The sequence below is a fragment of the Mameliella sp. LZ-28 genome (assembly GCF_012274245.1).
GTDB classification, from domain to species: Bacteria; Pseudomonadota; Alphaproteobacteria; order Rhodobacterales; family Rhodobacteraceae; genus Antarctobacter; species Antarctobacter albus.
The window spans coordinates 267,903-281,549 of record NZ_JAANYX010000011.1 but is presented as its reverse complement, the minus strand read 5'-3'; the positions used below and the strand labels follow the sequence as shown (position 1 = coordinate 281,549).

Genomic DNA, 13,647 nt, shown 5'->3' with positions numbered 1-13,647 from the left:
GAAATTTCGAACGTAGCATTGATATGAATCAAATAATGACAATCCATGCATGTTTTTGCGCAACGATGGCGAACATGGATTGAAATGATGAGAGATTGATCACCCTTTGATTGTATTCGGTGAGATGCGAAACGTCACACAGAGCAGTTGAACCGGGTGTGCAGCATGATCTGCGAAGGCGCGGGCTCGCTTTCGACGCCATTGCGGGAATCGGTGATCCAGCGCACCGCCTGGGTCAGTTCCGCCTCGAAGTCGTGGGAGACCACGAAATCCATCGTCCCCGCCTGCAAGAGCCGCTGCGTGACCGGAGTCAGCTCGTGCCCGACAAAAAGCGTCGCGGGCGCCTCGCCGGTCACGTCCAGCGCCTGCGCCACGCCGCGGTTGGCCCCGGCCACGTTGTAGATCGCGGGCGGCACACCGTTGCTTTCAAAGTGGCTGACCAGTTGGCTGCGCATGGTCTCGGGGCGTTCGTCCGTGAACAGGCGTTCCTCGATCCTCAGGTGGGGAAAGCCCGCGCGCAGGACCCGGCGAAAACCCATCTCGCGCTCTTTCTGGCACCGGTAGGCGACGCTCATGATCAGCAGGATCTGTCCGGGCACGCGCGGCAGCGCGCGTCCGATGACTTGCGCGGCGACGGCCCCCGCCTCTGACTGGTCATTGCCGACATAGGCGCTGCGGCGGGAACTGGGCAGGTCCGTGGTCAGACAAACCACCGGCTTGCCCAGGCGGCGCAACTGGCGGATGGCGCTGTTGATCGCCGGGTGTTCGCGGGCAACCACGATGCTGCCGTCCGCCTCCTTGCCCTGGTCCAGCAGGTCGGCCGCAAAGAGATTGGCGTCAAGGTCATTGGTCACCGCATAGGTGCTGCTCAGGGTGATCCCCGGCTCCTTGCGGTGCAGTTTCTGGACAGCCGTTTCCACCGCCGCGTTGAAGCTTTCGCCGGACTCGCAATGCAGGGCGATACGCAGCGAAGGCGCGTTCAGCCGTTCCAGCCGCAGCTTGTCAAAGGCCGCCCGCACGCGCTGGCGCGTCTTTTCCCGCACGCCGGGTCGGTTGTTCAGCACCCGGTCCACGGTGGCGACGCCCACGCCGGAGACTTCGGCGACCTGCTGGATCGTCGGTCCCTTCCATCCGCTTTTGGCATCCTGTCCGGTGATCTTCCGGTCTCCTCCCGACGGCATCCAAGGGGCTGGATCACCGCATGACTGATGGTTTTCACATCATTTTTTGCCTGTCTAGAGGGTTTTAGCTTTAGCGGTAACTGGGCATACTCACGTACACAAATGGGAGGATGCCGCCCAAAGGCGGCACAGACGCACAGACATCGGCGCGCCCATCCGGGCGCCACCTGACGGGGCGGTTTACCCAGCCCTGACAGGATTTTGCCGGCCATCCTTGATGGCGGACCAAACGTCGTGCGGACAAGGGAGGAAGCTGCGCATGAGCCTGATGGAGCTCAGACAGGTCACCAAGAGTTTCGGCGCCATCCACGCGCTGAACGGGGTCGATCTGAGCATTGCCCCCGGCGAGGCGATCGGCCTGATGGGCGACAACGGGGCCGGGAAATCCACGCTGATGAAGATCATCGCGGGGAACTTCCCTCCGACCACCGGCGAGATCCGCATCGATGGCAGCCCGGTGCATTTCACCCGCCCCCTCGATGCGCGCGACAACGGGATCGAGATCGTCTACCAGGACCTCGCGCTTTGCGACAACCTGACGGCGGCGGCCAATGTCTTCCTCGGGCGCGAGATCAAGTCGGGCGTCTGGCCGTTCCGCAGTCTCAACTACAACGCCATGTACCAGAAGGCTGGCGAACTGTTTTCCGAGCTGAAATCGGAAACCCGCCCCCGCGATCTGGTGAAACAGATGTCCGGCGGCCAGCGCCAGGCGGTGGCCATCGCGCGCACCCGCCTCAGCGATCCGAAACTGGTCTTGATGGACGAACCCACCGCCGCAATTTCCGTCCGCCAGGTCGCCGAGGTTCTCAACCTCATCAAACGTCTGAAATCCACCGGCCACGCGGTGATCCTGGTCAGCCACAGGATGCCCGACGTCTTCGAGGTCTGCGACCGGGTCGCCGTCCTGCGCCGGGGCACCAAGGTGGCCGACAAGCGCATCGACGACACCAGCCCCGAGGAAGTCACGGGCCTCATCATCGGAGCCATCGAGGCAGCATGACCGACAGCACGAACACACCGCAAGACGCCCATGACAAGACCGCGCAGACGCCGGTGGATCACGCCGCCATCGACGACAGCATCACCTCTCGGCGCGAGGTCTCGGGCATCGGCGCCATCATCCGCACCCAGCCCTTCTGGGTCTTCGTGGCGATCCTCACCATCGGGTTTGTCATGACCTTCGTCTCCGACGCCTTCCTGACCGAACGCAACCTCTTCAACATCACCCGCAACATGGCCTTTTTCGGCATCATGGCGCTGGGCATGTCGGCGGTGATCTGCACCGCGGGCATCGACCTTTCGGTCGGCTCGCTCCTGGGGCTTTGCGGGATCAACTTGGCGCTGGTGCTGCAGGCCGGGTGGAGCGTCGAGATCGGCTTTGTCGCCTGCATCGGCACCGCCGCGCTGGTGGGGCTCATCAATGGCGTGCTGATCGCCTATGTCCGGTTGGCGCCCTTCGTGGTGACGCTGGGGATGCTGGCCATGGCCCGGTCCATCGCCATGGTGATCTCGAACAACAAGATGGTCTACGAATTCGGCCCCGACCAGGAGCTCTTTGAATGGATCGGCGGCGGCAGCATGCTGGGCGTGCCCAATGTCGTCTGGGTGCTGACCGTGATGACGCTGTTTTTCCTCTGGGTCTGGCGCTACTCGGAATGGGGCCGCTGGGTCATCGCCATCGGCGGCAACGCCCATGCGGCGAAACTCTCGGGCATCCCGGTCGAACGCGTGATCGTCTCGGTCTACATGGTCTGTTCGATCTGTACCGGCATCGCGGCCTTCATGTTCATCGGCTACACCGGATCGGCCACCAACGGCATGGGCGCCACCTATGAACTCAACGTCATCGCGGCCAGCGTGATCGGCGGCGCCAACCTGATGGGCGGCATCGTCTACGCCCTTGGCGCGCCCATCGGGGCCGCGCTGGTCGAACTGATCCGCAATTCGCTGCTGCTCGCCGGGATCCCGGCGCTCTGGCAGCAATTCTTTGTCGGGTTGTTCCTCATTCTTGCAGTCCTGCTGGAACAGCTCCGCAATCGAGGGGGCAAATAAGCCCCTCACTTCATGAAACTCAGGGAGGAGAAAGACATGAAGAAACTGCTGACCGCGACCGCGCTGATCGGGGCGCTTGCCGCACCGGCCTTCGCAGAAAGCCACGGGGGCTACACCTTTGCCCTCGTACCCAAGGCAATGAACAACCCGTTCTTCGACCTTGCCCGCGACGGCTGTTACGCCGCGCAGGAAGAGCTGGACGACGTGACCTGCGAATACATCGGCCCCGGCGAACACACAGAGCTGGAGCAGATCCAGATCGTGCAGGATCTCATCACCAAGGGTGTCGACGGGATCGCCGTGGCGCCCTCCAACGCGCCCGCGATGGCCAAGGTTCTGCGCGCCGCGGCGGATGCGGGCATCCCCGTGATGACCTGGGACTCGGACCTGCTGCCCGAGGACCAGGCCCTGCGCACCACCTACGTCGGCACCAACAACTACAACATCGGCGTGCACCTGGCGGAACTGGTCATGGCGCGTCACCCCGACGGCGGCACCATCTGCCTGCAGACCGGCGGCGCCGCCGCGGCAAACCACAACGAGCGCCTGCTGGGCGCGCGGGAAACCCTAGCCGGGGCCGAGCTGGGCGATCCTCCGGGCCGCCCGCTGGACGGTGACAACGGCTGGACAGAGATCGCGGGCTGCCCGCTGATCACCAACGACGACGGTAACGTCGCCGTGCAGGGCCTGACCGACATCCTGGCGGCCAACCCGGACCTGACGGCCTTCCTGTCGACCGGCGCCTTTACCCAGTGGTTCGACAACGCCTATCGCAACGCCGCCGAGCCCTACAAGGCAGAGATGGACAGCGGCGACCTGACCATCGTCGTGGCCGACACGCTGCCGATGCAGATCGCGCAGACCAAGGACGGGCTGGGCAATGGCCTGGTCGGTCAGCGCCCCTACGAGATGGGCTACAAGGCAATGTACATCCTCAAGGACATCGCCGAGGGCAAGGACGTGGACGACCCGATCTTTACCGGGCTGGACGTCTGCAACAACGAAAACATCGACACCTGCGTAAAGTGATCGCCGGTTGATGTGACAGGACGGCGGCGCATCCCTGCGCCGCCGTTTTCACGGGGTGCCCCCCGTATACATGGGAGAAAGTGATTGGAACGGGTACGTTACGCGGTCGTCGGCGCAGGCTGGATCTCTCAGATCGCCTTTCTTCCGGCAGTGGCCCAGACCGATAATTCCGAAGTCGCGGCCATCGTCAGCGGCAGCACGGATGCGGCGCGGAAACTGGCCGATTTCCACGGCATCCCCGAGGTGCTGCCCTACGATGAATACGACGCTCTGCTGGCCTCGGATCGCATTGACGCGGTCTATATCGCGTTGCCGAACTCGCTGCATGCGGATTACACCATCCGCGCTCTGAAGGCCGGAAAACATGCGCTGGTGGAAAAGCCGCTGGCCCTCACGGTGGCCGAATGCCGGGCAATGATCGCCGCGTCGGAGGCCTCGGGCGCCTACCTGATGACCGCCTACCGCCTGCACCACGAACCCGGCACCATCGAGGTGCTGGAGCGCATCCGGCGCGGAGAGATCGGCGACCCGCGCGTCTTTACCTCTGTCTTCGGGTTCCAGTCGGCACCGGACAACCACCGCTTGCGGGCGGAACACTGGGGCGGCCCCTTGCAGGACATCGGCGTCTATTGCCTGAACGCCGCCCGCCATGTCTTTGGCGATGAACCGACGGAGGTTGCCGCGATGGGCTCGCATGGCGACGGCGACCCGCGGTTTTCCGAGGTCGAGGAAAGCGTGGCCGTCACCCTGCGTTTCCCGCGCGGACGGCTGGCGCAGTTCATCGCCAGTTTCGGCACGGATGAGCAGGACAGCTATACGGTTCTGGGTACGAAAGGCGCGCTGGATGTCTCTCCGGCGTTCCGGTTCGAAACCGACCTTGCGCTAACCCAGCGCGCCGCCGGTGCACCGCAAGACCGCGTCGTGGCGCCCGACTGCGATCATTTCGGCGCGCAGACCGCCTATTTCTCGGACTGCATCCGGAGGGGGCAGCGGCCCGAGGATGACGGCGCCGAAGGGCTGGCCGACGTGGCGATCATGCGCGCCATCGAAGAGGCCATGAGGACGGGCCAGGCACAGCCTGTCACCCTGCCCCCGCGCCCGGTCCACCCGGGCCCGGACACGCTGCGCCGGGTGCCGCGCACCGACCACCGGCTTGTTCTCTGACGGAGGCGGACATGGACCATATCGATTCCCATCATCATTTCTGGCATCCCGCGCGCGACGACTATGGCTGGATGCCCGCTGATGACCCCGTGCTGAGCGTTCCCTATCACCCGGCAGACCTTGCCCCGGGTCTGCAGGCGACGGGTGTCACGCGCACGGTCCTGGTCCAGGCGGCGCCCACGGTGGCCGAAACCGAGTACCTGCTGGGCATCGCCGATTGCACGCCGCATGTTGCCAAGGTCGTCGGCTGGATCGACTTCGAGGATCCCGATCAGAGGAACACCCTGCAACACCTTGCCAGGCATCCGAAATTCGCCGGTGTGCGCCCCATGATCCAGGACATTCCCGATGACCTCTGGATGCTGAAGCCAGAGGTGCAATGGGCCTTTGACGCCCTGATCGAGATGGACCTGACGTTCGACGCGCTTGGCTTTCCCCGGCACCAGGCGCCCTTTCTGGAGCTGCTGAACCGCTATCCCGACATGCGGGTGGTGCTGGATCATTGCCTGAAACCGCAACTGCGCAGCCATTCCGACGACAGTTTCCACGCCTGGGCGGAGGGCATGACCCGCCTGGCCCAAGAAACCGGCGCCTTCTGCAAGCTGTCGGGCCTCGTGACCGAGGCCGATGAACTGCCGTCGGATGATCTGCTCGCGCCCTACGTCGGTCACATCCTGTCGGTCTTTGGGCCGCAGCGCGTCATGTGGGGATCGGACTGGCCGGTGGCCCGCCTGCGCTGCAACTATGCCGACTGGCACGCGCAGGCACTTCGGCTGACCGCCGGTTTGTCACAGGCGGACCACGCGCAGGTGTTCAGCGGTACTGCCAAACGGTTCTACCGGCTTTGACAGCAGGTGAACTTTTCCTCCCAATACCCTGATTTGAAACGCATCAGAGGCTCGCTGGCGTTGAGGGCAGCGCCATCGCCTCCACCTCTCGCAGCATCTCGATGAACCCCTCCACCTGGTGCCGTGCGGTCGCCGCGCCCTTTTCCGCCGTCGCGACAGAGGCGTCGCCCACGGTCCCCGCCGGATTCAGGTCCGAGGCGATCCACCCCCGGCTGATCGGTCCCGTAGGCGGGATCGCGGCGCCCTCTGCGGCCGACGGGAAGTTCTCGGCCCGGCTCATGTCCACGCACTGCGGCTGGCAGGCCAGCATGATCGAGGTCTCGACATCGCCGCCATGAATACCGAAGCGCCGTTCATGATCGGAATACATCCCCTCGGGGTGGCCGAAATTCCCCCATTGGCATTTGACCGCCAGCATCCCGGCCTGCACGCGCAGCTCGCGCGACAGGATAGAGATCAGGTCCAGGTTGCCACCATGCGAATTGGCGATGACGATCTTGCGCACGCCCGCGCGCGCCACGGACAGGCCGATCTCCGTCCAGGCGACCAGGGCCGTTGCCGCGCTCAGCGTCAAGGTGCCCCGCGCCCAGAGATGCTCGTTCGACTTGCCCACCGCCATGACCGGCAGGATCGCCAGGTCCAGGTCCTCGGGGCATGTCTCGCGCAGCAACGACAGCATGTAGTCCGCGATCATCGTGTCGGTCCCCACGGGCAGATGTGGCCCGTGTTGTTCCACCGCCGCCGTGGGCAGCACGGCGATGGTCTTCATCGGGTCCACGGCCTCGAATTCCGGTGCGCGCCGTTCGGTCCAGTCCAGTCGTCTCAAGCCTCAATCTCCTTTGTATGTGGCGTCCAGCCGCGACCGGAGGTACGCGGCCCCGGTGATCGGCGCGTATCGTGGCGTGCCCGTACCCGGCAGGGCGGCGATCACGCTGTCCGGGTTCGGGTCCAGGAAAAAGGCCACCGACCTGCGCGCCCGCGCCGGGGGCAGCACGCGATGCGGCGTGGATCGGTACAGATCGTTGGACCAACGCATCAGGCAATCGCCGATATTGACGAAAAAGGCGCCCGGCACATGCGGCACGTCGATCCAGTCCCCGGACAGGGCCTGCACCTGCAGGCCCGGCTCGCCATTGGTCAAGAGCAGGGTGATCGACCCGTAGTCGCTGTGCGCCCCGGCGCCGATCTCTCCCTCCGCACCGCTGCCGGGCGGATAGGACAACAGCCGCAGCGTCGCCATCGGCGCGGTGAAATGCGGCGCGAAATAGCCGGGGGTCAGTCCGAAATCCCGCGCGATAGCCCCGTGCAGCGCCACGCCAAGCTGCCAGGCATGGTCATAGTAGCTAAGGAGGGTCTCACGAAACCCGGGCAGATCGGGCCAGACGTTCACACCCCGAAAGGGGTCTTCACGCAGCACGCGGGGATCGTCCGCCGCAAGGTCCAGCCCGACGTTGAAGGCCTCCTTGCGGTCCACCTGCCCCGAGGTCTCGTCGAGGCGTTCACTGCCCATCCTTGCCCAGCCCCGGTTGTGCGGCGTAAGCGCGATGTCCAGCGCCGCCTTTTCCGCCTCCGGCAGGGCAAAGAACCGGCTGGCCTGGTCGAAGACCCTTGCAATCGCATCTTCCGGCACCCCGTGCCCGGCCAGGCAAAAGAACCCGCTGTCGCGGCAGGCCGCGCCAAGACGGGCGCTGACGCCTTCGGGATCGTCCTCATACCGTGACCAGTCCAGAACCGGGATCATGCCTGCCTCCGTCGTCATGCAAGGAACCTGTCCAGCACCCGGTCCAGCCGGGCCAGGTGTCGGGCGCGGCTGGCCTGCGTGGAACTGTCCATCAGGTAATGCGCGGCAAAGGCGGTACGGCAACGCGGCGCACAGAGCAGGCGCACACCGCGCAAAAGCGTCCGCCGACCTGGCGCACCGATCCAGCGCGTTAGCCACCAGCTTGCCCCGCAGGTGGTAAAGACCCCCAGCCGCGTGACCTGCGTCAGCCCGGGCGCGATGTTCTCACCCGGCGCTTTCGGCATCTCGAAGGCCACGCCGGGCAGCATCACCCGGTCCAGCCAGCCTTTCAGCAAGGCCGGCAGACCGTACCACCAGGTCGGGTAGACAAAGATCAGTGTGTCGCACCATCGCAGGTCCGCCGCCTCTTCCGCCACCGGTGCCCGGTTGCCCGGTTCGTCCAGGTAGCCGGCCCATTCATCGGGGGCCAGCACCGGGTCGAAGCCCCGCGCATAAAGATCTTGCACCCGCACCTCGGCGCCTCGCGCCTCCAACCGCGACAGCACCGTGTCCAGCACCGCCGCGGTAAAGCTTTCGGGCGAGGGATGACAGTAAACCACCAAGGCCCGCACGTCAGAACCGCTCCATCTCGCGTTCCACGCGGTCCAGGAACCCCGCGTGCTGTGTCTCCGTGGCCCGGTTCATGCCATAAAGAGCAAGATAGCGCGTCTTTTCAGGCCGCGTGACATGCCAGACCGCCCGGCGCACGATCTTGCGCGGCGGGTCGCCCGCCATGAAGGCCCGCCAGCGGGTGCCGCCATAGGTCGTGACCGCCGCCAGCCGCCTGATATGGGTCAGGTTCGGCTTCACCCGCCCGTCCTCCAGCCGGAACGAGACGCCGGGCAGGAACACCCGGTCGAAATATCCCTTGAGAATGGCCGGAAAGCCGAAGTTCCAGACCGGAAAGACCAACACCAGCGCCTGGGCCGCGCGCAACCGCTCGACATGCGCCGCCACCGGCCCCAGGTTCGCCGGCACCTCGTGATAGCCGCGCCGCTCGGTCTCGCTCAACACCGGGTCGAAGCCTTCGGCGTTCAGGTCGCAATCGTCCACCTCCCAGCCGCGGGCCGTCAGCGTCTCGACGACGCGCGCATGCAGCGCCGCGGACAGGCTTTCCGGACAGGGATGGGCAAAAAGCACAAGCGCCCGCATCTCACCGCGCCCCCTGCTTCTTCTTGGCCAAAATACCCCCGGGGTGAATGGCGCCGCAGGCGCCAGAGGGGCAGCGCCCCTCCCCTTTCCCGTGCCGTCTCATTCCGCCGCCTGCATCCTTGGATAGGCATACATGCGTTCGTAGGCCCAGTCCGGATCGTCCCAGGCGATCATCTTGCCGGGGTTCAGCAGGCCCTTGGGGTCTGCCTCGCGCTTGAAGGCCAGCTGCACGTCGTCCACCGTCTGCCGCCCGCCTTCTTCCAGCGTGTAACGATGCGGGTTGAAGACCAGCGCGCCCTTTTCCTCGTGGATGCGGATGATTTCGTCCAGCCGCTCCTCGGTCGAAAACTTGACCAGCGTCAGCCCGGCAAAGCCGACCTTGCCATGTGCCCGGATCGCTTCGAGATGCTGGATGCATTCGCCCGGAAAGGTGTCCCGGATCTCCTCGACCAGCGCGCGGTGGTCGGGAAAGCCATAGCGCACCTGCAGATAGGTGATCGAGGGGTCCACCTTCAGCGCGCGCAGCGTCGTGTGGTTCCAGCCGTATTCAAAGACCGGCCCCGGCCCGCGCGGCCAGTCGTGATCGTCAGAGCGATAGATCATCCGCACCCCGGGCCGCCGGGCGAGAAAGGTCAGGAACCCGTCCATGCTGTGCGGTGCGACCATCAGCCCGACGAGGTGATCATCTTCGCTCACATGCGGGCGGACGCGCTGGAAATAGTCATGGGCCGTGGGCGCCTCGTAGACGCTGGCCAGCTTGATCAGGAGGCCGTCCTCGTTCGCCAGATCGTCGGCAAGTGCCATCGCAGCGCCGAAGTCCTCGGAGGCGACAAAGATGTCGACCCAGTCATAGGCCGACGCCAGCGGCATTTCGATTTCCGTGATGATGCCATTGGTGCCATAGGCGTGGCTGACGCGGGCCAGTTCCTCGCCGGTAAACTCTAGCACTCTCGGCTCGGCCTCCATCGTCACGACGCGCAGGCGGATGATGTTGCCCAGGTCGCGCAAGGAGCCCCATGTGACCGATCCCACCCCGCCCGAGCCGCCCGCGATGAAGCCGCCGATTGTCGCCGTCGCCCAGGTGGAGGAGAACATGCGGATTTCCTGCCCGGTTTCGCGGCAGGCCGCATCCAGGTCCTTGAGCAGGCAGCCCGGCTCCACCACCACGCGGCCCGGCGCGATCTCCCTGACCTCGGTCATCCGGTTCAGGTGCAGGACGCAGCCGCCCTCGAAGGGCATGGCCTGGCCATAGTTGCCCGTGCCCGCGCCCCGCGTCGTCACCGGCACGTCGTGCTGATAGCAGGTTTTCAAGACCTCGATCACCTCGGTCTCGGTCCGGGGGCGGACAACGAAATCCGCCGTGACATGATCCAGCCGCGCCTTCAGCACCGGCGAGTACCAGAAGAAATCGCGCGAGGCGGCGCGCACCGGGGTTTCGGCATCGACGAGGTCCAGATGCGCCAGGGCGGCCTTGGCGGCGGTGATGTCTGCGGTCATGAGGTCTTCCAGAGGTTGTCGAGGTCGGAATAGTCGGGCAGCTTGCGGTCGATGGCCTCGCCCCCGCGCAACACGATGCGGTCGCTTTGCGGGCGGGCAAAGAACTCGGTCCAGTCGCGGGCGCGAAAGATCACCAGGTCTGCGGGTGCGCCCGTTTCCAGCGAGCTGACGCCAAACCCGCAGGCCGCCTCGGGCGCCAGGGTAAAGCTCTTGATCCAGTCGGTTTCGCAGTGGTCCAGGTGGGCGATGCGGGTGGCCTCGCGCAGGACCTCGACCATGTCCATGTCGCCATAGGCATAGAACGGATCGCGCGTGTTGTCGGATGCAAAGCTGACCGGAATGCCCCGCGCCCGCATCTCGTGGACCAGCGTCACGCCCCGGCGGCGCGGCGTTCCGGTGCCCCGGTCCTGCAGGTAGAGGTTGCACATCGGCAGGCTGACCACATGCAGCCCGGCCCTGGCGCACAGATCCAGCGTGTCCAGCGCACGCGCCTCTTCCTGGGTGGACAGCGAACAGCAATGCCCCACCACGACGCGGCCCTGGTAACCGGTTTCCAGCACCGTCTCGGCGATCATGCGCAGGGTTTCGGAACTGGCATCCATCGTCTCGTCGGTGTGGAAATCCACGTCCAGCCCGTGCGCGTCCGCGGTTGCGAAATGACCCAGCAGGCGTTCCTTGAGGTCCGGCACAGGGTAGGTGACCATGCCCAGCACACCGCGATGTTCCGCCACGGTGCGCGCGATCTCGGGGTATTCCTCGGTGCCGTAGGCCTCGCAGGACACCAGGCTGGCGGCCTGCAACTCGATCCGACCGGCCCATGTCTCGCGCAGGTCGGAAAACACTGGCCAGCTGCGCAGGTATTGCCCGTCCGCCGAATCCAGATGCGTGCGGATCTGCTTGGTGCCATGCGCCCAGGCACACTGCAAAGAGAACCCCATGCGCGCCTTCAGGTCGTCCTCACTCCAGTTGACGTGATCGGCGCGCACGGTGGTCAGCGCCCCCATGAAGGTGCCGTCGGGATTGGACGCGCGGGGCCAGATGTGCCCCTTGTCCAGGTGCGTGTGCATGTCGGTGAAACACGGCAGGACCATCGCCCCGCGCATGTCCACGGCCACGCCCCCCGGCGGGGCGATGCGGCCTGCCTCGATCCCCATGTCGATCCGCACCAGGTCGCCCTCCTGCCCGACAAGGCAGGCGGGCACGGTGACATTGGCCAGGGTGAAGGCCCCGTGCGGCAGAGAGGTGAAATCCATCAACCGTCCTTTTTCAGCGCGCTTTCGTGCCAGCGGAACAGCGCGAGGTGACTGATCAGGCTCATGACCGCAAAGATCGTCACCCCCATCAGGGAAATCAGGATCAGCGCCGCGTAGAGCCTGCCGAAGTTGAACCGGTAGGACGCCTCGAGAAGCGTCGAGGCAAGGCCCAGTCCGGTCCCGGCCCGGCCGATCACGAATTCCGCCACCACGGCCCCGATCAGCGCCAGCCCGCCCGCGATCTTGAGGCCCGACAGGAAATAGGGCAAGGCCGAGGGCGCCGCGAGATAGCGCAGCCGCTGCCAGCGGCTGGCCCCGTAGATGGTGTACAGGTCCTCGAGGTTGCGGTCGGTGCTTTTCAACCCGACCGTCGTGTTCGACAGGATCGGGAAAAAGGCCACGATCCAGGCACAGAGCAGCGCCGCGACAAAGGGACTGTCCAGGTAGATCTGCAACAGCGGTGCTATCGCCACCACCGGCGTCACCTGCAGGATCACCGCGTAAGGAAAAAAGGACATCTCGATCCATTTCGACTGGGTAAAGGCCACCGCCAGCAGAGCCCCGCCCAGGATCGCGAAGACCAGCGCCAGCAGCGTCAGCCGCCCGGTGGTCAGCGTGGCGGCCCACAAGAGGTCCCAGTCCTCGATCAGCTTGTCCAACACCAGCAAAGGCCCCGGCAGGATGTAATGCGGCACTTCCCAAAGCGTGACATAGAGATGCCAGCCCAGCAGCGTCAGCACCATGACAAGCGACGGCAGCGTCCATTTGGCGATCCGCAGCACCTGTTCGCGGCGCGCGCGGGCGGCTTCCTCGTGATCGACCGGGGGTGTCCTGCTGTCCGTCACGCTCATGCCGCTTCTCCCGTGGCGCGGTGCAGCGCGTTGGACGCCAGGCGGCAATAGCGGGCATATTCCGCCGAGGTGCGGAACGCCTCGCTGCGCGGATAGGGCGCGTCCACGGTCAGTTCCTCGATCACGCGCCCGGGCCGTGCCGCCATGACCACCACGCGGTCGGACAGGAAGACGCTTTCAAAGACCGAATGGGTGACGAAGATCACCGTGCAACCGATCTTTTCGCGCAAGGCCAACAGGTCGTTGTTCAACTTGAACCGCGTGATCTCGTCCAGTGCGGCAAAGGGTTCGTCCATGAGGATCAGCCGGGGTTTCGTGACCAGCGCCCGCGCGATGGACACGCGCATCTTCATGCCGCCGGAGAGTTCGCGCGGAAAGGCGCGCTGGAATTTCTCCAGCCCGACGAGGCGCAGCACCTCCAGCACCTCGTCGCGGACCTCGGCAAAGGGCACGCCCCGGATACGGAACGGCAAATAGACATTGTCCAAGACCCGCGCCCAGGGCATCAGCGTCGGTTCCTGGAACACCACGCCCAGATCCCCTGCCCCTTTTTCCCCGGCGCCATCTTCTCCGGCCCAGTCGATCCGCCCCGACGTCGGCTGCATCAGCCCCGTCACCAGTTTCAGCGCCGTCGACTTGCCGCAGCCCGATGGCCCCAGCAACGAGACGAAATCGCCTTCGTTGACGGTCAGGTTCATGTTGCGCAAGGCGATGACGCCGCCGTGGAATGTCTTTTCCACCTGCGCCATCCTGAGCAGTTCAGGGCGTTGGCCCGAGGGTTGGCGGAACGGTGTCATCGCATCGCTGTCCCGGATCGCGGTGGGGGCGCGGCCCGGGCCT

14 protein-coding genes are annotated in these 13,647 nt (G+C 65.3%); 5 read left to right on the top strand and 9 right to left on the bottom strand.

What is annotated here, in order from left to right:
* Positions 1–134: 134 nt before the first annotated feature.
* Positions 135–1,181 carry a LacI family DNA-binding transcriptional regulator gene (locus tag G9Q80_RS07945; protein ID WP_088713811.1) on the bottom strand — a complete coding sequence of 349 codons (1,047 nt, stop codon included), beginning with the start codon at positions 1,179–1,181 and terminating at the stop codon, positions 135–137.
* A 259-nt stretch (positions 1,182–1,440) separates the two neighbouring features.
* On the opposite strand from G9Q80_RS07945, the gene G9Q80_RS07940 reads away from it, so the two are divergent.
* The 5 genes from G9Q80_RS07940 (at position 1,441) to G9Q80_RS07920 (ending at position 6,274) form a co-directional block, all read left to right on the top strand.
* Entirely contained in the window at positions 1,441–2,181 is a 741-nt protein-coding gene (locus G9Q80_RS07940) for an ATP-binding cassette domain-containing protein (protein ID WP_088713812.1), read from the top strand.
* Positions 2,178–3,233 (top strand): ABC transporter permease, encoded by a 1,056-nt coding sequence (locus G9Q80_RS07935; RefSeq protein ID WP_083242172.1) that lies wholly within the window; start codon positions 2,178–2,180, stop codon positions 3,231–3,233. Before G9Q80_RS07940 ends, G9Q80_RS07935 begins: the two co-directional genes overlap by 4 nt.
* 36 nt (positions 3,234–3,269) lie before the next feature.
* A complete protein-coding gene (locus tag G9Q80_RS07930) occupies positions 3,270–4,262 on the top strand; it encodes a sugar-binding protein (RefSeq protein ID WP_043138820.1) in 993 nt (330 codons plus the stop codon).
* 84 nt (positions 4,263–4,346) lie between these two features.
* On the top strand, positions 4,347–5,426 hold the full coding sequence (locus G9Q80_RS07925) for a Gfo/Idh/MocA family protein (RefSeq protein WP_088713813.1): 1,080 nt from the start codon (positions 4,347–4,349) through the stop codon (positions 5,424–5,426).
* Between the two features lie 11 nt (positions 5,427–5,437).
* Positions 5,438–6,274, top strand: a complete 837-nt coding sequence (locus G9Q80_RS07920; protein ID WP_088713814.1) for an amidohydrolase family protein — start codon at positions 5,438–5,440, stop codon at positions 6,272–6,274.
* A gap of 43 nt (positions 6,275–6,317) precedes the next feature.
* On the opposite strand, the gene G9Q80_RS07915 is transcribed toward G9Q80_RS07920, so the two are convergent.
* The 8 genes from G9Q80_RS07915 to G9Q80_RS07880 all read right to left on the bottom strand — a co-directional run bounded on the left by G9Q80_RS07915 (position 6,318) and on the right by G9Q80_RS07880 (position 13,604).
* Positions 6,318–7,100 (bottom strand): creatininase family protein, encoded by a 783-nt coding sequence (locus G9Q80_RS07915; protein ID WP_269799288.1) that lies wholly within the window; start codon positions 7,098–7,100, stop codon positions 6,318–6,320.
* A 3-nt stretch (positions 7,101–7,103) separates the two neighbouring features.
* A complete protein-coding gene (locus G9Q80_RS07910) occupies positions 7,104–8,033 on the bottom strand; it encodes an isopenicillin N synthase family dioxygenase (protein ID WP_232788117.1) in 930 nt (309 codons plus the stop codon).
* A complete protein-coding gene (locus G9Q80_RS07905; protein WP_088713815.1) occupies positions 8,030–8,626 on the bottom strand; it encodes an NAD(P)H-dependent oxidoreductase in 597 nt (198 codons plus the stop codon). The genes G9Q80_RS07910 and G9Q80_RS07905 overlap by 4 nt, the downstream gene beginning before the upstream one ends.
* 1 nt (position 8,627) lies before the next feature.
* Entirely contained in the window at positions 8,628–9,206 is a 579-nt protein-coding gene (locus tag G9Q80_RS07900) for an NAD(P)H-dependent oxidoreductase (RefSeq protein ID WP_069208859.1), read from the bottom strand.
* Between the two features lie 99 nt (positions 9,207–9,305).
* Positions 9,306–10,703 (bottom strand): FAD-binding oxidoreductase, encoded by a 1,398-nt coding sequence (locus tag G9Q80_RS07895; protein WP_088713816.1) that lies wholly within the window; start codon positions 10,701–10,703, stop codon positions 9,306–9,308.
* Positions 10,700–11,956, bottom strand: a complete 1,257-nt coding sequence (locus G9Q80_RS07890) for a cytosine deaminase (protein WP_088713817.1) — start codon at positions 11,954–11,956, stop codon at positions 10,700–10,702. The genes G9Q80_RS07895 and G9Q80_RS07890 overlap by 4 nt, the downstream gene beginning before the upstream one ends.
* Positions 11,956–12,807, bottom strand: coding sequence for an ABC transporter permease (locus tag G9Q80_RS07885; RefSeq protein WP_043138805.1), 852 nt, complete (start codon positions 12,805–12,807; stop codon positions 11,956–11,958). The genes G9Q80_RS07890 and G9Q80_RS07885 overlap by 1 nt, the downstream gene beginning before the upstream one ends.
* Complete coding sequence (locus G9Q80_RS07880) at positions 12,804–13,604, bottom strand: ABC transporter ATP-binding protein (protein WP_232788118.1); 801 nt, start codon at positions 13,602–13,604, stop codon at positions 12,804–12,806. The genes G9Q80_RS07885 and G9Q80_RS07880 overlap by 4 nt, the downstream gene beginning before the upstream one ends.
* Between the last annotated feature and the right edge of the window lie 43 nt (positions 13,605–13,647).